The 23,949-nt window shown below is 33.9% G+C and carries 25 protein-coding genes; 18 read left to right on the forward strand and 7 right to left on the reverse strand.

What is annotated here, in order from left to right; genetic code table 11:
* Positions 1 to 64 precede the first annotated feature (64 nt).
* Both BUR19_RS05015 and BUR19_RS05020 read left to right on the forward strand, forming a co-directional pair.
* Positions 65 to 934: an SPFH domain-containing protein gene (locus BUR19_RS05015; RefSeq protein ID WP_074233793.1), complete on the forward strand. Its 870-nt coding sequence runs from the start codon at positions 65 to 67 to the stop codon at positions 932 to 934.
* A gap of 17 nt (positions 935 to 951) precedes the next feature.
* On the forward strand, positions 952 to 1,128 hold the full coding sequence (locus BUR19_RS05020; protein ID WP_074233794.1) for an Arc family DNA-binding protein: 177 nt from the start codon (positions 952 to 954) through the stop codon (positions 1,126 to 1,128).
* Between the two features lie 23 nt (positions 1,129 to 1,151).
* On the opposite strand, the gene BUR19_RS05025 is transcribed toward BUR19_RS05020, so the two are convergent.
* Together BUR19_RS05025 and BUR19_RS05030 are read right to left on the reverse strand one after the other, a co-directional pair.
* The gene (locus BUR19_RS05025; protein WP_074233795.1) at positions 1,152 to 2,033 is read right to left on the reverse strand and encodes a tyrosine-protein phosphatase; all 882 of its coding nucleotides are present in this window, start codon (positions 2,031 to 2,033) and stop codon (positions 1,152 to 1,154) included.
* 71 nt (positions 2,034 to 2,104) lie between these two features.
* On the reverse strand, positions 2,105 to 3,754 hold the full coding sequence (locus BUR19_RS05030; RefSeq protein WP_074233796.1) for a peptide-N-glycosidase F-related protein: 1,650 nt from the start codon (positions 3,752 to 3,754) through the stop codon (positions 2,105 to 2,107).
* A gap of 191 nt (positions 3,755 to 3,945) precedes the next feature.
* On the opposite strand from BUR19_RS05030, the gene BUR19_RS05035 reads away from it, so the two are divergent.
* Positions 3,946 to 4,875 (forward strand): SPFH domain-containing protein, encoded by a 930-nt coding sequence (locus BUR19_RS05035; RefSeq protein ID WP_074233797.1) that lies wholly within the window; start codon positions 3,946 to 3,948, stop codon positions 4,873 to 4,875.
* Between the two features lie 30 nt (positions 4,876 to 4,905).
* On the opposite strand, the gene BUR19_RS05040 is transcribed toward BUR19_RS05035, so the two are convergent.
* Positions 4,906 to 6,249: an AAA family ATPase gene (locus BUR19_RS05040; protein WP_074235557.1), complete on the reverse strand. Its 1,344-nt coding sequence runs from the start codon at positions 6,247 to 6,249 to the stop codon at positions 4,906 to 4,908.
* An 87-nt stretch (positions 6,250 to 6,336) separates the two neighbouring features.
* Here BUR19_RS05040 and BUR19_RS05045 point away from each other — a divergent pair, with 87 nt between their 5' ends.
* From BUR19_RS05045 to BUR19_RS05070, 6 genes are all read left to right on the forward strand, one after another.
* Positions 6,337 to 7,236, forward strand: a complete 900-nt coding sequence (locus BUR19_RS05045) for an ABC transporter ATP-binding protein (protein WP_074235558.1) — start codon at positions 6,337 to 6,339, stop codon at positions 7,234 to 7,236.
* Positions 7,233 to 8,078: an ABC transporter permease gene (locus BUR19_RS05050; protein WP_074233798.1), complete on the forward strand. Its 846-nt coding sequence runs from the start codon at positions 7,233 to 7,235 to the stop codon at positions 8,076 to 8,078. Before BUR19_RS05045 ends, BUR19_RS05050 begins: the two co-directional genes overlap by 4 nt.
* Before the next feature lie 237 nt (positions 8,079 to 8,315).
* The gene (locus BUR19_RS05055; protein WP_074233799.1) at positions 8,316 to 9,050 is read left to right on the forward strand and encodes a tetratricopeptide repeat protein; all 735 of its coding nucleotides are present in this window, start codon (positions 8,316 to 8,318) and stop codon (positions 9,048 to 9,050) included.
* On the forward strand, positions 9,051 to 10,787 hold the full coding sequence (locus BUR19_RS05060; RefSeq protein WP_074233800.1) for a BatD family protein: 1,737 nt from the start codon (positions 9,051 to 9,053) through the stop codon (positions 10,785 to 10,787). It abuts the gene before it with no gap.
* Positions 10,788 to 10,838: 51 nt separating this feature from the next.
* Positions 10,839 to 11,441, forward strand: coding sequence for a MarC family protein (locus tag BUR19_RS05065; RefSeq protein ID WP_074233801.1), 603 nt, complete (start codon positions 10,839 to 10,841; stop codon positions 11,439 to 11,441).
* A gap of 12 nt (positions 11,442 to 11,453) precedes the next feature.
* Positions 11,454 to 11,648 carry a hypothetical protein gene (locus BUR19_RS05070; protein ID WP_074233802.1) on the forward strand — a complete coding sequence of 65 codons (195 nt, stop codon included), beginning with the start codon at positions 11,454 to 11,456 and terminating at the stop codon, positions 11,646 to 11,648.
* A gap of 35 nt (positions 11,649 to 11,683) precedes the next feature.
* Here the strand turns inward: BUR19_RS05070 and BUR19_RS05075 are convergent, their stop codons facing one another.
* Entirely contained in the window at positions 11,684 to 11,923 is a 240-nt protein-coding gene (locus BUR19_RS05075) for a hypothetical protein (RefSeq protein WP_074233803.1), read from the reverse strand.
* A gap of 88 nt (positions 11,924 to 12,011) precedes the next feature.
* Positions 12,012 to 13,778 (reverse strand): AMP-dependent synthetase/ligase, encoded by a 1,767-nt coding sequence (locus BUR19_RS05080; RefSeq protein WP_074233804.1) that lies wholly within the window; start codon positions 13,776 to 13,778, stop codon positions 12,012 to 12,014.
* A gap of 148 nt (positions 13,779 to 13,926) precedes the next feature.
* On the opposite strand from BUR19_RS05080, the gene BUR19_RS05085 reads away from it, so the two are divergent.
* The 7 genes from BUR19_RS05085 to BUR19_RS05115 all read left to right on the forward strand — a co-directional run bounded on the left by BUR19_RS05085 (position 13,927) and on the right by BUR19_RS05115 (position 20,008).
* Positions 13,927 to 15,069 (forward strand): acyl-CoA dehydrogenase family protein, encoded by a 1,143-nt coding sequence (locus BUR19_RS05085; RefSeq protein ID WP_074233805.1) that lies wholly within the window; start codon positions 13,927 to 13,929, stop codon positions 15,067 to 15,069.
* A gap of 33 nt (positions 15,070 to 15,102) precedes the next feature.
* Positions 15,103 to 15,468: a hypothetical protein gene (locus tag BUR19_RS05090; RefSeq protein WP_074233806.1), complete on the forward strand. Its 366-nt coding sequence runs from the start codon at positions 15,103 to 15,105 to the stop codon at positions 15,466 to 15,468.
* Between the two features lie 130 nt (positions 15,469 to 15,598).
* Positions 15,599 to 16,186: a helix-turn-helix domain-containing protein gene (locus BUR19_RS05095; RefSeq protein ID WP_074233807.1), complete on the forward strand. Its 588-nt coding sequence runs from the start codon at positions 15,599 to 15,601 to the stop codon at positions 16,184 to 16,186.
* Positions 16,187 to 16,273: 87 nt separating this feature from the next.
* Positions 16,274 to 17,740, forward strand: a complete 1,467-nt coding sequence (locus BUR19_RS05100; RefSeq protein ID WP_074235559.1) for a serine hydrolase — start codon at positions 16,274 to 16,276, stop codon at positions 17,738 to 17,740.
* A gap of 3 nt (positions 17,741 to 17,743) precedes the next feature.
* Complete coding sequence (locus BUR19_RS05105; RefSeq protein ID WP_083600643.1) at positions 17,744 to 18,778, forward strand: serine hydrolase domain-containing protein; 1,035 nt, start codon at positions 17,744 to 17,746, stop codon at positions 18,776 to 18,778.
* Positions 18,779 to 18,888: 110 nt separating this feature from the next.
* Positions 18,889 to 19,299 (forward strand): Rrf2 family transcriptional regulator, encoded by a 411-nt coding sequence (locus tag BUR19_RS05110; protein ID WP_074233809.1) that lies wholly within the window; start codon positions 18,889 to 18,891, stop codon positions 19,297 to 19,299.
* Positions 19,300 to 19,357: 58 nt separating this feature from the next.
* On the forward strand, positions 19,358 to 20,008 hold the full coding sequence (locus BUR19_RS05115; protein WP_074233810.1) for an NAD(P)-dependent oxidoreductase: 651 nt from the start codon (positions 19,358 to 19,360) through the stop codon (positions 20,006 to 20,008).
* A gap of 111 nt (positions 20,009 to 20,119) precedes the next feature.
* Here BUR19_RS05115 and BUR19_RS05120 read toward each other — a convergent pair whose 3' ends face one another.
* Positions 20,120 to 21,463 carry an alpha-amylase family glycosyl hydrolase gene (locus BUR19_RS05120; protein ID WP_074233811.1) on the reverse strand — a complete coding sequence of 448 codons (1,344 nt, stop codon included), beginning with the start codon at positions 21,461 to 21,463 and terminating at the stop codon, positions 20,120 to 20,122.
* A 238-nt stretch (positions 21,464 to 21,701) separates the two neighbouring features.
* On the opposite strand from BUR19_RS05120, the gene BUR19_RS05125 reads away from it, so the two are divergent.
* Entirely contained in the window at positions 21,702 to 22,493 is a 792-nt protein-coding gene (locus tag BUR19_RS05125; protein WP_074233812.1) for a glucose 1-dehydrogenase, read from the forward strand.
* Between the two features lie 108 nt (positions 22,494 to 22,601).
* Positions 22,602 to 23,228, forward strand: a complete 627-nt coding sequence (locus tag BUR19_RS05130; protein ID WP_074233813.1) for a hypothetical protein — start codon at positions 22,602 to 22,604, stop codon at positions 23,226 to 23,228.
* Between the two features lie 70 nt (positions 23,229 to 23,298).
* Here BUR19_RS05130 and BUR19_RS05135 read toward each other — a convergent pair whose 3' ends face one another.
* Positions 23,299 to 23,883: an IS1096 element passenger TnpR family protein gene (locus tag BUR19_RS05135; RefSeq protein WP_074233814.1), complete on the reverse strand. Its 585-nt coding sequence runs from the start codon at positions 23,881 to 23,883 to the stop codon at positions 23,299 to 23,301.
* Positions 23,884 to 23,949: the final 66 nt, after the last annotated feature.

Consider the following 23,949-nt stretch of genomic DNA (forward strand, 5'->3'; position numbering starts at 1 on the left):
TTATTTTTTGTATTAAAATAAATAGTATATTTATGATATCAAATTAATATCAAATTAAATTAATATGGAAAAAATTGTAAAACCTTTGTCAGGCTTCTTAGCATTAGTGATAAGCCTTGTTCTTTTTGTGTTAAGTGCATACCTTGTCATCAGCGGCGGAAGTAATAATAATCCTCTTTCGGTGATTTTTGGAGTACTTTCTTTTGTTGCATTTATCTTTTTTCTGAAAGGCTTGATGATTATTCAGCCAAACCATTCCAGAGTGCTTAGCTTTTTTGGTAAGTATGTAGGAACAGTAAAAGCTAACGGCTTATTTTTCATTAATCCATTGTATTCAACGCAAAGAATGAGTCTTCGTTCAGAAAACCTTCAGGGACAAACTCTGAAAGTGAATGACAAAATGGGAAACCCAATAGAAATAGGCGCTGTAATTGTTTGGAAAGTAGGTGATACTTACAAAGCTGCTTTTGATGTAGAACGTTATATGGAATATGTGAGAATCCAAAGTGAAGCGGCTGTTCGACATTTGGCAGTAAGTTTTCCTTACGATAATTTGGAAGACGAAAATGCAGAAATTACACTTCGTGATGGTGGCGATAGTGTCAATCATATTCTTGAAAAAGAATTGACAGATAGACTTTCAACAGCAGGAATTGTTGTTCAGGAAGCAAGAATCAGTCACTTGGCTTATGCATCAGAAATTGCTGGAGCGATGTTGCAAAGACAACAAGCAACCGCGATTGTAGCTGCAAGAGCAAAAATTGTAGAAGGGGCTGTTGGAATGGTTGATATGGCTTTGAAAAAACTGTCTGCAGAAAATATTGTTGAATTGGATGATGAAAGAAAAGCAGCAATGGTTAGCAATCTAATGGTGGTTCTATGTGGCGAAAAAGCGGCTCAGCCAATACTAAATGCAGGAACACTTTATAACTAATCAAAAATAAAGTATTGATGAAGAAGAGTTTTGTTTTACGATTGGATGATGAGATGTATAAATTGCTGGAGAAATGGGCAGCAGATGAATTCCGAAGTGTGAATGGCCAATTGGAATATATTATCAATCAGAGTCTAATCAATTCAGGAAGAAAAAAAAATAAAACGGATAACCAATCAACAGATAAAAAATAAAGCAGTCAATTTTGACTGCTTTTTTATTGTAAAAACTTCTGAATATAAATCTCTCTTTGATTTTCTGAAATTCCTAAAACCTGATGAATGTAATTATCCATCGAATCATATTTTTTGTCAATTTCATCGAAAGCGGATTGTAAATAATTATGTTCAATCCAACTCGTTTTTTCAACAACACCAATATCCAGTTTCGGATAAACGAAATGAAATGTTTTGGCAAGATTTAATCTTTTCTGAATCATATGTTGTCTCAGATTATTGGATTGTAGATATTCTTCAAAAATAACAGAATTATCAAACTTCAGAATTTTCAAGATCAAAGCTGTAATCATTCCGGTTCTGTCTTTTCCTGCCGTGCAATGGTAGAGTATAGGTTGTTCTGAATTGAGGATTTCTGTAATGATTTGCTTAATGATTTCAGGATTTTCAGAAACATAATCTGTGTAGAATTTTATCATTCTTTTATCAGCATCATTCTTACTTATTTTTCCTTTCAAAGCTAATTGTTTCGCATTACTCATTTCATCATTCTTATCCTCAAAAGCTGAGTATATTTTATAATTAACATCCTTAGGAAGTTGATCGGGTTCTTTAGAAATTTCCTGTTGCGTCCTCAAATCAATAACTTTGCTGATTTTCATTTTTTCAAATTCACCAAAAGAAAATTTTCTAAGCTGATGGAGATTTCCGCTTCGGTAGATTAAACTATCTTTCAGAATCTTTCCTTCAGAATTTTTAATTCCGCCCAGATATCTAAGATTATTCACTTTCTTTATCTCTACATGATTTTGATTAGAATAAGTTGAAAACTCTGGTTTAGAAGAAGTGTAAGTCTTGCAGGAGATAATAAAGAGTAAAAATAAGTAATAGAAATATCTCATAATCAAGAAACGATTTTTCATGCAGCTTATTTTCTATGCATAAAAATTCCTGCTTATTTCTAAACAGGAATTGATTATTGTGAATATTTAATTTATTGTTTAATAACTTTTTGAGTTTCTGATTTACCATCAGCAAAATCAATTTTCATTAGATAAATTCCTGGTTGTAACTTGGAAAGATTAATTTTTGTAGAATTATCTTCTAACAAGATTTTACCATCTGCATTATAAAGAGAAACCTTATTAACTTTTGCAGTAGAATTGATATTAATGAAATCTTTCACAGGATTTGGATAAATCGAAGATTTTCTTGCGTTAATTTCATCAGTTCCCAATTTAATTTGAGAAGAATATATTGGACCATACCAAGGGCTACTCTTATCATCTGTACATTTTGATTTAACATAAGTTTCGTAAGTCCAATTAAGATTGAGATCACTACGAGAGTCTTTTGGTTCGTTACTGATATCACGGTAAACTTCTCCTCCGGCAGCAGTAAAAACATTTCTTCTTCCCCAAAGTGTTTGCCATTGGTTAGAAGTTCCTGTCTCTTTCCAAGTAAGGTCTACAGTTGTATTAATTTGATTAGCGATTTTCAAGTCATAAGGCGCAGCACAAATTACATCGCCATTCTTTTGATTCTGAATGTACATTGAAATTGGAAAGTAGCCTTGCTGTTGATTAAAAACAGCCGTAGGAACATCAATTTTAATTGTATGAGTTCCGGCAGACAGATTTCCCAGGCTAATTTCACGATTAGGAATTACATCGCCAGGGCACCAGTTGTTCCAGGAGATCCATCCTCTTAAAGTTTTTGCAGATGCTCCGTAGATTCCATTGCCTTGCGTATTATATTGTCTGTAATCTTCACAATTTTTTCCGCCAGGCAGATATTGGTTTACCAATTGATCATCTAGATAGACATAATGTACTCTTTTTACATATTCTTCCCCATTCGTATTAGAGCCATGATTGGAAGTAATCAGATGCAAAGAAGCATTAGGAACAGGTTGATCTAGCGTAAATGTAACCAATCTCGTCGTTTGTCCCGGAACATCAGTAGCATTATAATTATTCAGGTTTTGACGATAAGATAGTGGTAAAAGGAAATTCTGTGTTGGAGCAGCTGTCCCAGTTGTTACAAATTCCAGGTTACCACGGAAAACATCTGTTCTGTCAGCACATCCGGCAACCTGTGTATTGGCTGCTGCAGAATATCCATCAGCTCTGAACTCAATCCAAAAATCATAAACAGCTGATAAACTTGAGTCGTGCAGAATGTTGGATATATTATCAACCTGATAGCTGTAAGGAACCTGAGTCGGAGAAACATTTTTATTCATAAAAGGTGTAATAAAACGTCCAATCTCTATACGCTTGATGTCAGCTTGATTAAAGGTATATGTTGTGCTTCCTTTTGGGACTAAAACCAGATTAACACCGGCAAGCCTGTCATAGTTGTCACAAGCGGCGGTTAAAACAATATTCATTTTAACACTGCTTCCAATTGATGCAATTTCAGTTTCAGTTAGCCTTCTGGAAATAATATCTTGCTCGTAAGCATGTAATCGGATGGCGCCTGCAGGGATTTGGGAAAATGCTTCCGGTGGCATTGTCTGTCCTTCTCCCAAATAATGATACATACTGTAAAATGGAACGTCATTAAAAACAGAAACATTCTGAGCTCTAAAAAATGGTGCTATCGCAAGTCCGGCAATAGCAAATAGTAGTTTTTTCTTCATATTAGATTATTAATCTAACAAATTTAGAAAATCTTTAGGAATAAAGACTTTGGTAAGTGTTATTTTATGAATTTAGTTTTGATTAATAATAATTATGTTGTGATTTTAATAATGCTGATTTACATTTTTATACTTGACTTTCATTTGTATTTCTCCTTGGAAAAAGTTATCTTTAAGAAAAATTACAAATTATGATATACGTTGGTTTTATTGTCTTTTTCGGATTAATAACATTATTCGCATCCTTCTTTACAGTTAAACAGGAAACAGCGGCAATTGTTGAACGTTTGGGGAAATTTCATTCGGTAAGACATTCGGGGCTTCAACTTAAAATTCCATTTATCGACCAGATTTCTAAAAGAATGAATCTCAGAATTCAGCAATTGGATGTGATGATTGATACCAAAACTTTGGATAATGTTTTTATTAAAATGAAAGTTTCTGTTCAGTATCAGGTGATTAGAACTCAGGTTGGAGACGCTTATTACAGATTAGAAAATCCGGAAGCGCAGATTACTTCTTTCGTTTTTGATGTTGTAAGAGCCGAAGTTCCTAAGATGAAATTGGATGATGTTTTCGTTAGAAAAGATGATATCGCTGTTGCTGTAAAAGGCGAGTTGCAAGAAGCTATGAACAGTTATGGTTATGATATTATCAAAGCTTTAGTAACTGATATTGATCCAGACGAACAAGTAAAACACGCAATGAACAGAATTAACGCAGCTGAGCGTGAAAAAACGGCAGCAGAATACGAATCTGAGGCTCAGAGAATCAGAATTGTTGCGGTTGCAAAAGCGGAAGCTGAATCCAAAAAATTACAAGGACAAGGTATTGCAGATCAAAGACGTGAAATTGCAAAAGGTCTGGAAGAATCTGTGAAAATGTTGAATAGTGTACAAATAGAACCACATGAAGCTTCTGCATTGATTGTTGTAACACAGCATTATGATACATTACAATCAATCGGAGCTAACAATAGATCAAATCTTGTCTTATTGCCTAATACACCAACAGCGGCAAGTACAATGCTGAATGATTTGGTTGCAGCAATGGCGGTTTCTAAACAAATTGATAATGTCGATAATCCAAAACCTAATCGACAAAATCCTAACTTCTTATAAAATAAAAAAGCCTGAATCACTCAGGCTTTTTCATTCTTCATTGGGATGAAATCCTATTGTCCTTCTTGGTTCTTCTTTTGTTTTGTAAGCTTCGAGTTCCTCTTTCAAAGCTTCTATTCTGCCAGCAAAACGATCATATGAATTATCATCTGCTTCGGATAAAAATTGCTGAACATTGTTCAAATAATCACCAGTTAATTTGGAAGCGGATTCTTTTAAAGATGAATCTAAAATTCCCTGATTGATGTGTATATTTTCAGTTTTGTTTTTCAAATATAAACTTCTGATTCTTTTCTTAAGGCTTTGTGTGAAATCAACCAGCATTGTATTGGAAAAAACTTTCATTTTTTCAGCAGTTTCTTGCCAAAATGGAATTTGATTGGCTTGATTGTTTTCTAATATTTTTAATAAAATTGCATCTTTACTCAGATTTTTGGTCATATTGAATAACAATATTTCTGCACGTTCTTGTTTATTTGGTGGGAAAATCGGAATCAAAACATCAAATCTTCCAGGCGCTAGAATTTCAGATTCTATACCTTCTAATTCTTTTGCAGAACCTATCATCAGGAGATTTTCTTTTTCAAACTTTTCAATGTAATGGAAAATGCTTTCTTTAACATCGTTATATTCAGAGTTAATGATTTGATTTTCTGATTTCTGCATCATTATCTGATCAAAATTTTCAAGGAATAAAACAATGTTTTCTTTTCTAAGCATTTGAGTCAAATAATCATCAAAATTGTCTTTGTTATTATTCAAAGTTGATTTTAACTGCGATTGGCGAACTTCATAAAAATCGAAATTAATCATCTCTGCAATCTTTTTTGCCCAGAAAATTTTACCACTTCCTGGCGGACCGTAAACAACGATTCCTGCTGCCTTTTGTATTCCCCAATTTTTAGATTGTTCCGGATTGATGAATGATTCCAGCATTTCAGAAATGTAAAAGAACAAATCTCTGTAGCCAATAAAATCTCTTTTTTTGAGTTCTGTTTTATTCCCAAAATAATTATAAACAAACTGATAATCACCACCGAGTTGATTATCTATCCTAAAACTTGAAATGGATGATTTGTAAATGCCGTTATCAAAAATATTGGGTGATTGATATTGTATGATTTGTTCAACTTTTTCTATAGGTTGATGTATCTTTTCAGCAATTTCTTCGGCAGATTTTTCTTTTCCTAAATCATCATCATATTTTTTTAGAAATTCTTGATTTTCCGTAGCGAATGTTTCAAAATTTTGGGTAATATTGAGATTTGGAGAAAAACAATCTGAAATTTCAAGATTAAAATCCTGAATGAATTGTTTGATACTTTCTTCGGATATATCTAGTTTTTTAGAAAACTCTGCAATGTTGTAGATCATTATTATTGTTTTTTGAAATTTAACAAAAACCATACAAAACTGAGTAACAATTGGTCTAATAATAAGACTATTCATAAAAATAATCAGATGGAAAAAATTCTGGAAGTAAAAAACTTAACCAAAAAATTCAAGCATATTGCTGTGAACAATATTTCCTTCGATGTAGAAAAAGGAAATGTTTATGGTCTTTTGGGACCGAACGGAAGTGGGAAATCTACCACTTTCGGGATGTTGCTTTCTACAATCAACCCAACTTCCGGTTCTTGGAAATGGTTTGGAAAAGAAGGAACGGATACGGATACACTCAAAAAAATAGGGGCAATTATAGAGCAGCCGAATTTTTACCCTTATCTCTCAGCGGAAAAAAACTTGGAAATCGTTGCAGCGATAAAAGGCGTTCCAAATAAAAGAATAGATGAGGTTCTGGATACGGTTAATCTTTTGGCGAGAAAACAAGATGCTTTTAAGACTTATTCTTTGGGAATGAAACAACGTTTGTCGATTGCATCAGCTTTATTGGCTAATCCGCAGGTTTTGATTCTTGATGAACCTACAAATGGACTGGATCCGGAAGGAATTATCCAAATCCGTGATATTATCAATTCTATTGCAAAATCTGGAACTACAATTATCGTTGCAAGTCATCTTTTGGACGAAATTGAAAAAATTTGTTCCCACGTAATCGTTTTGAAACAAGGAACTGCAATCTATTCCGGCTCTGTTGATGCGATGAGTAATACGAAAGGTTTCTTTGAATTAAAAGCTGAGAATACAGAATTACTAATCTCAACTTTAAATCAATTAAATATTTTCTCTAGTGTGAAAGAAAGAGAAAAATTGATTATCGCTCAGATTTCGGAAGATATTTCGGCATCAGAACTTAATAGAAAATTATTCGAACAAGGTATTTCCTTATCCCATCTTCAGAAGAAAAAAGAAAGTCTTGAAACTCAATTCCTAGAACTTGTAAAACAAACCAACTCATGATAAGATTATTAAAATTAGAATATCTCAAGAATCTGAATTACAATCCTTTCAGGATTTTTGCTGGATTATATTTCATTGTCTTGATTTTGCTTTTGTTCATTGGTTTGATAGATTTTGACTTGGCTGGATTGAAGGTTAATTTGAAAGAACAAGGGATGTATGATTTTCCCGGTATTTGGAATTTCACAACTTACATTGTCGGATTATTGAAAATATTTTTAGGTTGTATTATTGTTTTTTCTATTTGTCAAGAGTTCAGTAACAGGATGTTTAAACAGAATATTATTGATGGACTGAGTAGGGAAGAATTTGTAGCATCTAAGCTATTGACGATCTTTGTTTTTACAGGATTTTCGACTTTGTTAGTTTTTATTATTGCTTTTATTTTGGGTAAAAGTTATTCGACGACACAAGAAAGTGATTTGATTTTTAAAGAGATTTATTTCATTTTCAATTACTTTTTGAAGCTCTTTACATTCTTCTCTTTTTTGATGTTTTTATCTGTATTGTTTAGAAAATCAATATTTGTTTTCCTTGGATTTTTTATGATTTGGTTTGTTGAAGGCATTCTATCAGGTATAGAAAAGTTTTCGTTGATGAATAATGTTGCACCAAAAGAACAAGGAAAAATTATGATAGATCGCGTTTTTCTGACAGATTATTTACCTTTGGGAAGTATGTCAAATCTTATCCCTTCACCTTTGGTAAGAACCAATATGGCAAAAATGTTTGGAATGGAATTTAAGTTTGAATATCCAATTGGAAGTGTTATTGCCTGTGTTATTTGGTCTGTAATTTTTATTGCTGGAAGTTATTGGATTCTAAAGAAGAAAGATTGGTAGAATTTACTTTAATTAATCATTTTAAATATTTAAAATATAATATTTTATAGATTTTATTTAAAGTTGTTTTTATATAAAAATAAAGCTATTATTCAAACGAATGATAGCTTTTTTGATTTTATTTGTAGATTTTTATCTACAAAAGCCCTTAAATAAAGCATTTTACGGCTGTTTTTTTAACCCAACTTTAACTTTTAATTTATTGATTTTAACAATAAAACGGATAATTTTGCATCAATGGATTTTAGATTTGCCTTAGTTGTATTAAGCCTGTTTCTTTCTTCTCAATTTTTAATTGCTCAGAAGAGTTATAATGCTTTGGTTTACGAAGGTAACAAGAAGTTTGATTCGAAAGAATATAATGCGTCTTCCAGCAAATACTTAGAAGCAATCTCTGTGAAGGGTGGAAATTACACTGCTCATTACAATCTCGGAAATTCGCTTTTCAAAAGTAAAAAATACGAAGAAGCCACTGCCGAATATCAAAAAGCTGCAAAGCTGACCAAGAGCAAATTTGAGAAGGCTGCTGCCATTTATAACCAAGGAAATGTTCAGATGCAATCCAACAATCCGGAAAAGGCAGCCGAACTTTATAAGCAAGCTTTAAAGCAAGATCCTTACAACGAAGCCATCCGAAAAAATTATGAGATTGCAATGTTGAAGGATAAAGAAAAAAAGGATAAACAAAAGCAAGATCCGAAGAAAGGAAAAGGCGAAGGTAAAGATCAGAAGAATCAGGATCAGTCCGGAAAAGGTGATCAGAATAAAAATCAGCAAAACGGACAAGGCGATAAGCAGAAAGGTGATAGCCAAGGAAAACCTAATGATCCTAAGAAGCAGGAAAATAAAATCCCCGAAGAAGCAGAAAAAATGATTTTGCGAGATATAGAAAATCGCGAAAGAGAAACTGCCAGAAGAATATTAAACAAAAGAGCCAATTCGATGCCGCAAAGCAACGAAAAGGATTGGTAAATGATAAGAAAAAATTTATACATATTATTTCTTTTAGCATCGGCTTGTTCCTTTGCTCAGGTTAATCTTTATTCTGAGGTTAATACTACAGATGCTAAAGTGAACAGTCCAATTGTATTCACTGTAGTTTTGGAAATTTTTGGTGAAGATCTTAATATGGAATCACCTGTTAAATTGCCAGATTTGACAAAGTTCGATGTTAGGATTTCATCAGACCAAACAACATTAATTGATCCGGTTAAAAAAATTAGGATGAATCAATTTGTTTATCAACTATTGTTAGATCCAAAACAAACAGGAAATGTAAAAATTGGTTCGGCTCTTGTGAAAATCAATGGGAAAATGTATAAAACAGAGCCTATTGATATTTTTGTAAAAGAAGCAGAGAAGAAACCTTTGGCGACCAACAATCCTGCAAAAAGTATGTATTTGCAGATGCAGCTGGAAGAAAGAGAAGTTTATAAAGATGAACCGGTTGTTGCTGTTTTAAAAGCTTTTTCAAGGAATATTTCTAATTTCAGACATCTCGAGCCTGCTAAGTTTGAAGCGGCAAGAAATCTTATGATTCGTTCTATTGCTAATTTTGATGAGTCGATAGAGGACACGGAAAATGATTACTCTTCTCAGGTTGTCGGGATGTTTGTAATTGTACCTAAAGTGGCCGGTGTTATGGATGTTCCGCCAGTTGAGATTCCTTTTTCAAATCATAAAAACACGCTTGTTTCTAATAAAGTTAAACTTAATGTAAAAAGATTACCGGAAGGTGCGCCAATAAATTTTCATAATGCAGTCGGAAAATACGATGTGAAAATAGAAATGATTGATAAGGGCAAAGAAAATTTTGAAATTAATAAAGCCTTTAATATTGCGGTGAAAGTAAGCGGTTGCGGAAATCTTTCTCCTTCGATAGTTCCGAAAATTTTACCTTCTCCAGATTATGAAGTTTTTGAGCCTAAAATCATTAATAATTCGACGCCAACAACTAAAGGAATCGAAGGTGCAGTAGAAGCTCAATATGTTATTATTCCGAAGAAACGTGGGGATTTGAAAATCTCTACAGAGGACTTTTCATATTTTGACCCGAAGGAAGAAAAGTATGTAGAAGTAGGTTCAAAGGTTCTAGTTTTGAATGCTGTTAATGCCCAGGATATCGCCAATGCAAAAACAACTTTACAAAAAGTGAATGAGTATACCAATAATGTTTTGGAGAAAGTAGATTCGCCTGTAATGGATACGAAAAAATTACAAGTGAACGAACATAATAAACTGAATTGGTTGGGTATCTTTGGAAATCTTTTGATTATTGGATTTGGTTCAATCTTATTTGTTTATTTCAACAAACGTCGCAAAGAGAAAAAGAAACTGGAGTCAGAGAAGAAAAACACAGTTTCGGCACCAATTATTAATATTGAAGAGACAGAAGAGCTTTTGCGAAATAAAGATAAATTTGATTTAGATTCATCAATTAATTATTTGACTAAGAAATTAAGTGATGAAAATCCATCTCAGTTTTTTGATGCTTTTGAAGCGCTGAAATCTGAAGCAGACAAATATTGTCAAAGACTTTATTCGCTTGCGTTTTCAGAATATTTGAGGTCTAATTTTGGACTTATTGATTACGAAAAATACAATCAGTTAATCACAAAAGTGAATATCGAAAAGTATTCTCCTTTCTCTTCGAAAGAGAAACAAACGGAAATCTTGAACGAAATTGTAGAAGTCTATAAATTACTTTAAGAAATTTTCAAAAATATTTTATATTTTTGCGAAATCTTTAAAATTAAAGTTATGGAATTTTTAAGCGAATTTTCTTTCAAAGAAACAATGACTGCTTTTATGGTTTTGTTTGCGGTTATTGATATTTTGGGTTCGGTTCCAATTATCGTGTCACTGAGACAAAAATTCGGAAGAATAGAATCTGAGAAAGCAGCAATTGTTGCCGGATTATTGATGATCTCTTTTCTTTTCATTGGAAATAATATCTTAAAATTTATTGGTGTAGATGTCAATTCTTTTGCGATTGCAGGAGCTTTTGTAATTTTTATTATTGCAATTGAGATGATTTTGGGAATAGAAATTCATAAAACGAATCAACCGCAGGCAGCCTCTATTGTTCCAATTGCGTTTCCATTAATCGCTGGAGCTGGAACTTTGACAACAACCTTGTCTTTAAGAGCAGAATATCATGATATTAATATCATCTGTGGAATCATTCTGAATACGTTATTCGTTTACTTAGTTTTGAAGATGGCGCCTTGGATAGAAAGAAAAATGGGAGAGGGGTCTCTGCAGGTTTTACAAAAAGTTTTCGGAATTATCCTTTTAGCTATTTCTATTAAATTATTTACCGCTAACTTTGCACAACTATTTCAGAATTACATTCACTTTTAATAATATTGAAAAATGAAGACATTTTATAAAGTATTCCTAGTTCTTTTTATCCTTTTCGTGGGGATTAATTTTTATGCCATCGATTGGAGAGCGGGATTTTTCGATGATGAAAATACAAAGTTCATATTCTCTATTTCGTCAGGAATTTTAGGAATTATTGTAGTTTATATTCTGCACAACTGGAGTAAGTTGGCAGAGAGAAAATAAAAAAGCGCTTCAGATTTCTGAAGCGTTTTTAGTTTTTATTCAATTTCCGAAAGAGCATTCTTCAAAGTTTGAATGTTACTTTTATTAATTTTAGATTGGGTATTCAAATTATCCCATTGAGATAATATTTCTTCTACGATTTCGTCTTCACATTCGTATTTATCTTCATCATCAAACATCACAGTTGTTGCAAAGTGGATCATTTCTTCTTTACTTACTTCATCTGCTAGAAATCTGTCGCAAATTTTTATTAATTCTTTTCGGGTTATAATCATTTTATTTCTCTAATTATTCTCACTGAGAGCAAATATAATATTTAGAAAATCAAAAAGAAAAAAGCTACCCAAAAGGATAGCTCATTATTTATTTGTACATATTGTCATAGAGATCTTGGAACTCCGCTTTGATCGCTTTTCTTTTTAGTTTTAGCGTTGGTGTAAGAAGTCCGTCATCTATTGTCCAAACTTTTGGCGTCAATTCGATTTTTTTGATCTGTTCCCATTTTCCAAGATGTTGATTGATTTTCTCAATTTCCTGTTCTATTCTAGATTTCACGGCAGGATTGGCCGCAATTTCTTTCGGTGAATCTGAGATTTTAACGTTATGAAGTTCTGCCCAGTTTTTAGTAAAGGCAAAATCTGGTTGTATCAACGCGCAAGGCATTTTTTCGCCGTCGCCGACTACCATTATTTGTTCAATGAATTTTGAAGCTTTCGCAAGATTTTCGATGACCTGAGGCGCAACAAATTTCCCTCCGGAAGTTTTGAACATTTCTTTTTTTCTATCGGTAATGAAAAGGAAATTATCCTCATCAATCATTCCGATATCGCCAGTTTTGAAATAACCATCATCCGTAAAAGCTTCCTTGGTTTTTTCTTCATCTTTATAATAAGCTTCGAAGACAGAAGGACCTTTCACAACAATTTCGCCGTCAGATTCTATTCTAACTTTCACGTTTTCCAACGGAATCCCAACAGAACCAGCTTTCACTTTTCCGAAAGCATTCACGGAAATTACAGGTGAAGTTTCCGTCAAGCCATAACCTTCCAAAATCGGAATTCCGGCAGCGTGAAACATATTATTCAAACGCTTAGATAAAGCCGCAGAACCGGAAACCAAAGTAATTAAATTGCCACCTAAACCTTCTCTCCACTTTTTGAAGACCAATTTGTCTGCAATCGTGTGCATAAAAGATTTTGGTTGCCCGATTTCATATTTCTCAGCAATCCCTAATGACCAAAGGAAAATTTTGGATTTCAATCCGCCTGCAGCAGTTCCTTTATTATAGATAGAATCGTAAACTTTTTCCACCAATCTTGGAACAACGGTCATATATTGTGGATGAACTTCCTTCACATTGTCTCCAATCTTCTCGATGCTTTCAGCAAAATAAATAGAAATTCCATTACTTAAATATAGATAGAAAATCATCCTTTCGAAAACGTGGCAAATTGGTAGAAAACTGAGCGCTTTCAGTTCTTTATAATCAATGCTTTTATCTTTCGGGATTCTTGGTGTGCTTGCTGTAACATTCGCAACCAAATTGTTGTGGGTTAACTGAACACCTTTTGGTTTTCCAGTTGTTCCAGAAGTGTAAATAATCGTCGCCAAATCCTCCGGATTGATTGCTCTGGAAAGGTCATCAACTTCGATTTGAGTTGATTCATTCTCGCCAAGGTCAAGAATTTCGTTCCAGTTTGGAGCGCCATCGATTTCTTCAAATGTAAAAACGCCAACCAATGACGGGATTTCTGGTTTTGCGTTGGTTAATTTTTTATATAATTCAGCATCGGAAACAAAGCAATATTTAATCTCAGAATTATTGAAAATATAAACATAGTCCTCCTCAGAAATAGTCGGATAAACTGGAACCGTTACAACTCCAATCTGTGAAATTCCCAAATCCATAACCGCCCATTCCGTTCTGTTATTGGAAGTTATGAGTCCAATTTTGTCGCCCGGTTTTATACCCAATTTTAAAAGTCCACGAGATATTTTATTACCTTGATTGATGAACTCTGCAGTGGAAGTTTTTATCCATTTGCCATTTTTCTTCGTGACAAGACAATCTTCGTTAGGGAATTTTTCCAAAGCCAGCGTGGAAAAGTCAAATATTCTTTTAACGTTCATAAAATATCTTTATTAATATATTATTAAAATTGAGTTTACATTATCGTAAATATAATTTTTTTTTCTAAGATAACAAAATCTTGTATTTGTCTTTGATTTTTTGCCAAAAAGTTTATATTTACGAACGAAAAATATAATAAAAAACCTTATGGATTTCAATCTTACAGAAGAACAACAGATGATTCAACAGGCCGCAAGAGATTTTGCCAATGCAGAACTTTTGGAAGGTGTTATAGAAAGAGATAATGAACAGAAATTTCCTTATGATGCTGTCAAAAAGATGGGCGAAATGGGATTTTTGGGAATGATGGTTGACCCAAAATATGGTGGTGCAGGCTTGGATAGCATTTCTTATGTTTTGGCAATGGAAGAGATTGCAAAAATTGATGCCTCTGCTGCCGTTGTGATGTCGGTTAATAACTCTTTGGTTTGTGCAGGTCTGGAAAAATTCTGTAATGAGGAGCAAAAAATGAAATACCTGAAACCACTTGCAAGTGGCGAAGTAATTGGTGCTTTTGCTTTATCTGAGCCGGAAGCGGGTTCGGATGCAACTTCTCAGTCCACAACGGCTGAAGACAAAGGCGATTATTATTTGTTGAACGGAACCAAAAACTGGATTACCAACGGTGGAAATGCAACTTATTATATCGTAATTGCACAGACTCATCCGGAGAAAAAACACAAAGGAATCAATGCTTTTATTGTTGAGAAAGGTTGGGAAGGTTTTGTTGTTGGAAAGAAAGAAGATAAATTAGGAATTAGAGGAAGTGACACGCATTCTTTGATGTTTACGGATGTGAAAGTTCCAAAAGAAAATAGGATTGGAGAAGATGGTTTCGGTTTCGCTTTTGCGATGGCTGTTTTAAATGGCGGTAGAATCGGGATTGCTTCTCAGGCTTTAGGAATAGCTTCCGGAGCTTACGAATTGTCTCTAAAATATGCTAAAGAAAGAAAATCTTTCGGAACAGAAATTATCAATCATCAGGCAATTGCATTCAAATTGGCAGATATGCACACCAGTATTATGGCGGCGAGAATGTTGATTTACAAAGCGGCTGCTGAAAAAGATGAAGGAAAAGATATCTCAGAAAGTGGCGCAATGGCGAAATTGTATGCTTCTCAGGTGGCGATGGACACAACAGTAGAAGCCGTTCAAATCCACGGTGGTTACGGTTATGTGAAAGAATATCACGTGGAAAGAATGATGCGTGATGCAAAAATCACTCAGATTTACGAAGGAACTTCTGAGATTCAAAAGATTGTGATTTCAAGAGCGATATCCAAGAAATAATTTTATATCTTTATTTCCTAAAACAAATATGATATGAAATACCTTTGGATGACCTTGGCGGTAATATTTCTTTTTCTCGGCGTTTTCGTTTGGTGGAAATATTACTTTGTATTTGGAGAAGGCGTGAAATCCGGTTATCTCAATTATGCGGTCAACAAAGGAAATGTATTCAAAACCTATGAAGGGAAATTAATTCAGGAAGGATTTGGAGCTTCAAAACCTGGTGCGCCGATTGGCAGTAATCAGTTTGAGTTTTCAATTGAAAATGAAGCAGTTTTCAAACAATTGGAAATGAATAGCGGAAAATATTTCGATTTGCACTACAAAGAATATCACGGAACTTTGCCTTGGCGCGGAAATACAGTCTACGTTGTCGACAAAGTTCTAAGTATGAAATAATGATTGTCAAATAAATCTAAAACCTTTCCATTTTGAAAGGTTTTTTTGTTGAATTAAGAATTAAAACTTCGGATTCAGTAAATTTGTTTACAAAATCAATTATTATTTATCGCCCATCATTTATAATCAGATGTCGGAACTAAAGAAAATCAGGGAAAAACAAAATCTAACTCAGGAAGAATTAGCAGAAAAGTCGGGACTTTCCGTCAGAACAATTCAACGTATCGAAGCTGGAACGGAGCCGAAAGGTTATACATTGAAAACTTTGGCCTCCAGTCTTGATGTTCCTGAAACTGATTTATTAATTCCAGAAAGTCCGATAGAAGAATTAATTGTTGAAACTCCAATTATTGAAGAATTGGTTTTGCCAATAGAAAATACTCCGGCTGAAAATTGGACTTTAATCAAAATCATCAATCTCTCCTCACTTCCGTTTTGTTGGTTTCCGATTGCTAATTTTCTGCCACCTTTATTAATAATGTTGATTTCAAAACAGAAATCTCCAATCATTAAACAAATTATCTCGCTTCAAATTATTATAGCGATTATTGCCCCCATTATTTTTTTGATTATTGCTTTTTTAAAGTTGGGAAGTGCCTCTGTAATGATAACAATGGTTAGCTTAACGTTGACCAATATTTTCATCATTTTGAGAAATGCCTATGAAATTGACAGGAAAGAAAAACTTCGTTACCAACTGAATTTCAATATCATATAAATCTGTCAGGCAATTGTCGGGTTATTGTCGGGCGAAATTTTTGACTTGAAATTAATTATTTCTGAACCTTTGTCAAAATTAAAAGCAATGACAAAACAGTTCGGAATTTTTTTCCTTATTCTATTTCTTTCCATTGGAAATCTTAAAGCTCAAATCGATAAAAATTCACCCTTATTTTTAGAATTAAAAAAACAGGACAGTCTTTTCTTTGACCGTGGTTTTAATAATTGTGACTTCGCTTATTTGGAAAAAACGATGGACGATAATCTGAAATTCTATCACGACTTCGGCGGTTTTCAGGACAAAAAATTGTTTCTGGAAAGAACAAGGCAAAACATCTGTGGAAACCCTAATCAAAAACCGATTCGGAAAGTGATTGAAAGCAGTCTGGAAGTTTTTCCGTTGTATAATAATGGCGAATTGTATGGCGCAATTCAGACCGGAGAACATCAATTTTTTACGCGTGAAAAGAATAAACCGGATGTTTTGGGAGGTCAGGCAAAATTCACCTCAGTTTGGACAAAAAAAGACGGAAATTGGATGATGAGTGATGTTCTTAGTTACGATCACGTCGATCCAAGTAAAACAAAAATAACAGACAATTTAGAAAAACTATTAAAAGATAATAACATCCCAACTTTAGGATTGGGAGTTATCCAAGATGGAAAATTGACACAAATAAAGGTTTATGGAACGCTTAATGGAAAAACAATCGCCCCATTTAACAGTCTTTTCAATGTGGCATCTTTAACCAAACCTGTGACTGCAATGACAGTTTTGCGTTTGGTAAGTTTAGGAAAATGGAATCTCGACGAGCCGCTTTACAAATACTACACAGACCCTGATATTGCAAATGATTCCCGAAATAAAAAGCTAACAACGAGATTGGTATTAAGCCATCAGACCGGTTTCCCGAATTGGAGACGGATGAATAAAGACCAAAAACTCAATTTTGAATTTGATCCCGGAACAAAATACCAATATTCAGGCGAAGGTTTTGAATATTTACGAAAAGCTGTTGAGAAAAAATTCAGCAAAAGTCTCGAAGAACTAGCTAAAGAATATGTTTTCCAACCAGTTGGCATGAGTGATACCAGTTACATTTGGAACGAGAAAAAAGATGCAGACAGAATCGTCATCGGTTATGATAAAAATGGGAAAGCTTATGACATTGTAAAAAATAAGACAGTGAATGCAGCAGACGATTTGGTTACTTCTGTGGAAGATTATAGTAAATTTTTAATAGCCATAATGAATAATGATTTATTGTCTCCCGAAGTTTTTAAAGCCATGAAAACCAATCAGGTTGAAACCAAAAAGAACAAATATTTTGGACTTGGTTTTGAAATTTATGACCTTGGGAATAACGAAATTGCCCTTTCACACGGCGGTTCTGATAATGGTGTCAACACGATTGCTTTTATTTTACCAAAAACAAAACAAGGTCTCGTGATTTTCACAAACGTAGATGATGGTTATAAAATTTATGAACCAATAATGAATCAGTATTTTGGGAATACGGGTAAAAAGATTGTTGAAATTGAAACGAAATAACTGATGATGTTAAGAAAAATTTTTTCCACAACTGTATTCATTTTTTTTATTCAATTAGGATTTTCGCAATCATTTAATAAAATAAAACTTGACCATTATTTGAACGAATTGGCGGAAAACAATAAATTTATGGGAAGTGTAGCGGTTTTAGATAATGATAAAATCATTTATACGAATTCTACAGGATTTTCAAATATTGAAACACAACAACGCCCAAATGATAAAACTACTTATGGCATCGGCTCGATATCGAAAGTTTTTACAAGTGTTTTGATTTTAAAAGCTATTGAAGAGAGAAAAATAACACTTTCAACTAAGCTAAATGAATATTTTCCTTCTGTCAAAAATTCGGATAAAATAACAATTGGCAATTTGCTGAATCATAGAAGTGGTATTCATAATTTTACCAATGACAAAGATTTTCTAGAATGGAATACTCAGAAAAAATCTGAAACTGAAATGCTTCAAATTATCACAAATGGCGGTAGCGATTTTGAACCTGATAGCAAAGCCGATTACAGCAATTCGAATTATATTTTATTGAGTTACATTTTGGAAAAGATTTACAATCAACCTTATTCTAATATTTTATCCGAAAAAATCATAAAGAAACTCGGTTTAAGAAATACTTATTTCGGAAATAACATTAATGAAATTAATGAAAGTTTTTCTTATAAATTCAATGAAAGTTGGATAAAGCAAACGCAGACAAATCCGTCAATTCCTTTAGGAGCAGGAGCCATTTTTTCTACACCAACAGATTTAACAAAATTTGCAAGTGCATTATTCAACGTAAAAATTATTTCAAAACAAAGCCTGAAATCAATGATTGAGATGAAAGATAATTTTGGATACGGAATTTTTGAAATGCTATTCAAAGAAAAGATTGGTTATGGTCATAGAGGAGGAATAGACGGATTTAATTCAGTTTTTACGTATTTCCCAAAAGAAAAAATTTCTATAGCCATAATATCTAATGGGAACAATTATGATATCAATAGTGTTTTATTTGTAATTGAAAATGATGTGTTTAAATAAGTTTGAAAATCTGCTATAATTAAAGTCAAAAACAAATTAATTGCAGTTAATAAAATTTAATTGTAATTAATTTTGTTACAATTAAGTTTTATTTCTAACTTTGCACCGTAATGAACAACACACGATTTGCAACCGCAATACATATTTTGACATTACTTGCGAAAGATTCGCAGGAATGGCTGACGTCTGATTGGATTGCCGGAAGCGTGAATGTCAATCCTGTGATTGTTCGCAAAGAATTGATTAACCTCAAAAAATCTGGCTTAATAGAAAGCAGACAAGGAAAAGTGGGAGGTGTGAGAATTGCGAAAAATCCTGAACAGATCAATATTTCAGAAATATACAAATCGGTCAAGAACACAGAAGTTCTCGGTAAAAGAAATCAAAATCCGAATCCGCTTTGTAGCATTGGAAAAGACATCAACAAAAATCTTGATGTTTTATTTGGAGAAACAGATGATTTGGTTTTTCAGTTTTTGAATGGCAAAAAATTGTCAGATTTCACCAATCAATTCGGGTAAAAATTTTTTGACTTAAAATGTAACAAAATATATTACAATTAATTTAAATTATTAAAAAATGAGTAAAGTAGCAGTAATCGGAGCAACTGGCTTCGTAGGAAAACAAGTCGTAAACGAATTATCAAACAGAGGATATTCTGTAAACGCTATTGCAAGAGACAGTTCAAAAGCAGAAGCGAAAGATAACGTAACGGCAATCAGCGCAGATGTGAATAATGTAGAAGAATTAGCAAAAGTTCTTGAAGGAAGTGATGCTGTGATCAATACGTTCAATGCAGGTTGGACCAATCCGAACCTTTATGATGACTTTTTGAACGGTTCAAGAAACATCGAAAAGGCAGTTGAGAAATCAGGCGTTAAGAGATTTATTACCGTTGGTGGTGCAGGAAGCTTGTTCATCAATGGGCAACAGTTGGTAGACGGTCCGGATTTCCCTGCTGATATCAAACCGGGCGCAATAGCTGCAAGAGATTACCTGAACGAAATCAAAAAGAACGAAACATTGGACTGGACATTCTTCTCCCCGGCAATCGAGATGCATCCGGGAACGGCTGGAGTAAGAGTTGGAACTTATAGGACAGCTTTGGAAAATCCGGTTTTTAACGAAGAGGGAAGAAGCATTCTTTCTGTGGAAGACGTTGCTGTGGCTTTGGTGGATGAGTTGGAACAAAATAATTTTGTGAAACAACGTTTCACTGCAGCTTATTAACATTAGCAATCCTTAATAAAAATCCCTTCAAAGTTAGACTCTGAAGGGATTTATTATTTGTCAAGATGAAAAGTCTATCATCTATCCGTCTATTTTCCCAAAGTCTAAAAACTATTTCTCGTAAACCAAATAACCATAAGCAGGAAGGCTCACATCTGAACCTTTGATAAACTCAGATTTACTATTGGTAAAAACATTCTTATAACTTCCCACCGAATTATCATCTTCCAATTTGAAATTAACAGCATCTTTTGATGTATTAATTAAAACTAAAACTTCGCGTTCTCCATTTTTTCTTAGATAAGCCAGGATTTTGTCATTTGCCGTTGTGTTAATCCAATACGTAGTTACAGCTGGGTCGCCACCTCTTAAGGCAGGATTTTCAGATTTAAGATTCAATAAAGTTTTGTAGAAGTCTTCCAGTTCATATTTTCCATTCCAAGGGATTGGATCTTTTTCGAAGAATTCCAAACGTTTGGTCTTCATAGGCAATTCCTGTCCGGAATAGAGTAGTGGAACGCCATTCCAAGTCGCAGAGAAGACAGCTAAAGCCGGTGCAAAATCGCCGTATTTTTCATATTCGGTTCCGTTCCAGGAGTTTTCGTCGTGATTGGTTGTAAACCAAGCTCTCATCGAGTTATCGCCGATTTTGGAGTATTGCTCCAAAAGATTTTTCAAATCAGAAAGCGGTAGGTTTTTCTTGTAAAAATCTTCGGAAAGATGCATCCACTTCCAGCTGTAACTCGCATCGAAGACCTTTCCGTAGTCTGGATTTTCCAACTCATCAAATTCGCCTAAGAAGAAAAGCGGTTTCAGTTTCTCCACTTCTGGTCTTGCTTGTTGCCAGAAATCTACTTCTACCCAACTTGCCAAGTCGCAACGGAAACCGTCGATATTAGTTTCTTTAACCCAATATTTCATTGCATCTATCATTGCCAGACGCATTTCTTTGTTGGTATAATCTAACTCGATAATATCGTCCATTCCGCTGGCTTTGTGGAAACTTCCGTCTGGGTCTTTTAGAAACCATTCTGGATGAGATTTTGTCCAAACGTGATCCCAACCAGTATGATTAGCAACCCAGTCGATAATCACTTTGAAACCCATTTTATGAGCTTCATTCACCAAATGTTTGAAATTTTCCAGAGTACCAAATTCAGGATTGATTGTGGTATAATCATACGCAGCATACGGACTTCCTAAACTTCCTTTTTTGTTCTGTTGAGCAATAGGTGTAATTGGCATAAACCACAAAGTTTTAACGCCCATTTTTTTCAGTCTTGGAAGTTCTTTTTCAAATGCTGCAAAAGTACCTTCTGGTGTATATTGTCTAACATTAACTTCGTAGATATTGGTCGTGCGTTTCCATTCTTGCGGATTTTCCATAGTATGATTCTGGGTTTTACAGGATAATAATAATGCGGCGAGTGCCGGAAGAAGAATCAGTTTTTTCATTATAAAAAAATTTCTCTTGAGTTGTGAATTCTTATTGTCTATTCTGTAAATGTAATAAAAATTAAAAAGTCCGAAAAATATGGTCTTGTTAATGTTTTATAAAACTTGATCCATAAAAAACGGCGGACTATTTCGATTATTCTTTTGAAGTCCAATTTTAGGAAAACTTTAATATAAATTAAATCGCAAAGGCATCATTGTTGTATAAAGAAGCAATGAGAATATTAAATTAAATATTATGTCAGTTTTTAAAGGAAAAGCAATTATAGTAACAGGAGCAGCAATGGGTTTAGGACTTGCAGCTGCTGAATCTTTGGCATCAAAAGGTGCTGATATTACATTGGTAGATTATAATGCAGAAGCGTTGGACAAAGCAAAAGCAGACTTACAGTCCAAATACCCGGATAGCCGATTTTTAACTGTTACGGCAGATGTGTCTGTGGAAGAAAATGTGAAAGCTTATGTTGATGCAACGGTAAAGGAATTCGGGAAAGTGGACGGGCTTTATAATAATGCAGGAATCGAAGGAAGACAAGCGCCATTGGTAGATTATGATATTAATATTTTCAAAAAAGTTATTGATATCAATCTTTTGGGCGTTTATTACGGAATGAAATACGTCATTCCGGAACTTCAGAAAAATGGAGGTGGAAGAATAGTAAACGTTGCGTCGGTTGGCGGAATCCGTGGTGTGGCGAATCAAACTGCTTATGTAGCGACGAAACATGCTGTAGCTGGAATGACAAAAAATGCCGCTTTGGAATATGGGAAATTCAATATCTTAACTAATGCGATTGCTCCTGGAGCGATTTTGACGCCAATGGTTGCGGAAGCTTTTAACCAAGTGAATCCTGCTGACCCAAAAGCAGCCGAAGCAGAATATGCGTCTCGAAATCCTACAAGAAAACTGGGTGACCCGAAAGATGTTGGTAATCTTGTAGCTTATCTGTTGAGTGATGAAAACGGTTATGTCTCAGGACAGGTAATTGCTATCGATGGAGGCGAATCTAATATGTATGGAAATCCTTAAATATAATTTCAAAATAATTTTTAGTAAAATGTCTGTAGTAATGCAGACATTTTTTTATTAATGAGTTGCATAGTTTTTGTTTAATAATGTCAATCAAACAAAATTTCTATGAAAAAAGTGTTTTTAATCTCAGGTCTGCTTTTGATTTTTTCCTGTAAAAAAGATATTGAGCATAAGGTTTCTGATTTAGGTTCAAAAGTAAAATCTCATTCTCTTGATATCGATAATAATCTTAATTCTGTAGATCGAATAAAACAGGAATATAGCTCAGTTAGTTCTAAACTGCTTGCCAAAAAACTTGATTCTGTTGGTTTTGAATATGAGTGTGAAGAGATGTCAGGAAATGTAGTTTATTATTCTGAAAAAGGTAAGCTAAAAGTTGTAAAACATTTCCAAGCGGATAGTCATTTTTCTTCTACGGAAACTTATTTTGTGAATGATGGAAAACCCTATTTTATTTTCCAAGATGAAACTGTTTGGAGTTTTGATGGAGGATTACCCGATAAGCCTGAAACTAAAGATGAGGTAAAAGAGAAACGTTATTATATTGTAGATAATCAAGCCATCCAATGTCTCGAGAAAGAGTACACTTTGAAATCCAATTCGTCCAATAATCCAAAATCAGAAAATATCCCAAACAAAGAAATGAAAAATTGTTCTATTGTTGAGTTGCAGAAAAGCTTCGATATATTGATGAAAAATAAAGGTAGGAGAAGCGATGGAAAATGTCTTTAGAATCAATAATTAGAATTTAAAACAAAACAAGCCCGAAAAATCGGGCTTGTTATATTCTGTCAATATTTGATTAATCTTCGTCGTCTTCTTCGAAAACGTCATTGTAGCCATCTTCCTCCTCATCATCGTTGAAATCATCATCTTCATCATCAAAACTTGTTTCTTTGAAATCCGCATCGAAATCTCCAAAATCATCATCTAGAAACGGTGTAGCAGAACTTTTGCTTTTTCCGTTGGAAGAACCAGTTTTGCTAGGCGCTTTCAAAGGAACGTTACCAAATCTGTAAACCGTAATAGGATAGTTAACTGCTGGTTTCTCATCTACAATCTCCAACAATTCGCAGAAAAACTCCCAAAGCTCTATAAATCCGTATTGGAATCTCATTTTCTGTCCTACAGCAGGGAAACCTTCCGGCAGATAGATGTCAGACATTATTTCGCCGTCTCCATCGTCGCTCATATCCTCCAGAGGAACTGCTTTTCCTTCATTCCATTCATCATCAGAAAAATAAAAAGAAGACAACTCTTCCCCAGGCAAATTGAAGGCGCTTTTTATACCCAGATGTAGATTCCAAAGTGTTTGTTTTTCTTTGACCTCTATGTCTCGGAAGATAGTCTCTTTGGCGTCTAGAATTACTCTAATCTTATAAACCATTTCGTTTTACTTTAAACTTTATTTTTGTCTTGATTAATGATGCAAATATAAAACAAATGAGATTTC

Origin of the sequence: Epilithonimonas zeae, from assembly GCF_900141765.1 — a bacterium.
GTDB lineage: Bacteria > Bacteroidota > Bacteroidia > Flavobacteriales > Weeksellaceae > Epilithonimonas > Epilithonimonas zeae.

Bases quoted from the DNA above. Each gene is read 5' to 3' on its own strand.
- BUR19_RS05015 (WP_074233793.1), top strand. From the start codon at position 65: ATGGAAAAAATTGTAAAACCTTTGTCAGGCTTCTTAGCATTAGTGATA.
- BUR19_RS05020 (WP_074233794.1), top strand. From the start codon at position 952: ATGAAGAAGAGTTTTGTTTTACGATTGGATGATGAGATGTATAAATTG.
- BUR19_RS05025 (WP_074233795.1), bottom strand. From the start codon at position 2,033: ATGAAAAATCGTTTCTTGATTATGAGATATTTCTATTACTTATTTTTA.
- BUR19_RS05030 (WP_074233796.1), bottom strand. From the start codon at position 3,754: ATGAAGAAAAAACTACTATTTGCTATTGCCGGACTTGCGATAGCACCA.
- BUR19_RS05035 (WP_074233797.1), top strand. From the start codon at position 3,946: ATGATATACGTTGGTTTTATTGTCTTTTTCGGATTAATAACATTATTC.
- BUR19_RS05040 (WP_074235557.1), bottom strand. From the start codon at position 6,249: ATGATCTACAACATTGCAGAGTTTTCTAAAAAACTAGATATATCCGAA.
- BUR19_RS05045 (WP_074235558.1), top strand. From the start codon at position 6,337: ATGGAAAAAATTCTGGAAGTAAAAAACTTAACCAAAAAATTCAAGCAT.
- BUR19_RS05050 (WP_074233798.1), top strand. From the start codon at position 7,233: ATGATAAGATTATTAAAATTAGAATATCTCAAGAATCTGAATTACAAT.
- BUR19_RS05055 (WP_074233799.1), top strand. From the start codon at position 8,316: ATGGATTTTAGATTTGCCTTAGTTGTATTAAGCCTGTTTCTTTCTTCT.
- BUR19_RS05060 (WP_074233800.1), top strand. From the start codon at position 9,051: ATGATAAGAAAAAATTTATACATATTATTTCTTTTAGCATCGGCTTGT.
- BUR19_RS05065 (WP_074233801.1), top strand. From the start codon at position 10,839: ATGGAATTTTTAAGCGAATTTTCTTTCAAAGAAACAATGACTGCTTTT.
- BUR19_RS05070 (WP_074233802.1), top strand. From the start codon at position 11,454: ATGAAGACATTTTATAAAGTATTCCTAGTTCTTTTTATCCTTTTCGTG.
- BUR19_RS05075 (WP_074233803.1), bottom strand. From the start codon at position 11,923: ATGATTATAACCCGAAAAGAATTAATAAAAATTTGCGACAGATTTCTA.
- BUR19_RS05080 (WP_074233804.1), bottom strand. From the start codon at position 13,778: ATGAACGTTAAAAGAATATTTGACTTTTCCACGCTGGCTTTGGAAAAA.
- BUR19_RS05085 (WP_074233805.1), top strand. From the start codon at position 13,927: ATGGATTTCAATCTTACAGAAGAACAACAGATGATTCAACAGGCCGCA.
- BUR19_RS05090 (WP_074233806.1), top strand. From the start codon at position 15,103: ATGAAATACCTTTGGATGACCTTGGCGGTAATATTTCTTTTTCTCGGC.
- BUR19_RS05095 (WP_074233807.1), top strand. From the start codon at position 15,599: ATGTCGGAACTAAAGAAAATCAGGGAAAAACAAAATCTAACTCAGGAA.
- BUR19_RS05100 (WP_074235559.1), top strand. From the start codon at position 16,274: ATGACAAAACAGTTCGGAATTTTTTTCCTTATTCTATTTCTTTCCATT.
- BUR19_RS05105 (WP_083600643.1), top strand. From the start codon at position 17,744: ATGATGTTAAGAAAAATTTTTTCCACAACTGTATTCATTTTTTTTATT.
- BUR19_RS05110 (WP_074233809.1), top strand. From the start codon at position 18,889: ATGAACAACACACGATTTGCAACCGCAATACATATTTTGACATTACTT.
- BUR19_RS05115 (WP_074233810.1), top strand. From the start codon at position 19,358: ATGAGTAAAGTAGCAGTAATCGGAGCAACTGGCTTCGTAGGAAAACAA.
- BUR19_RS05120 (WP_074233811.1), bottom strand. From the start codon at position 21,463: ATGAAAAAACTGATTCTTCTTCCGGCACTCGCCGCATTATTATTATCC.
- BUR19_RS05125 (WP_074233812.1), top strand. From the start codon at position 21,702: ATGTCAGTTTTTAAAGGAAAAGCAATTATAGTAACAGGAGCAGCAATG.
- BUR19_RS05130 (WP_074233813.1), top strand. From the start codon at position 22,602: ATGAAAAAAGTGTTTTTAATCTCAGGTCTGCTTTTGATTTTTTCCTGT.
- BUR19_RS05135 (WP_074233814.1), bottom strand. From the start codon at position 23,883: ATGGTTTATAAGATTAGAGTAATTCTAGACGCCAAAGAGACTATCTTC.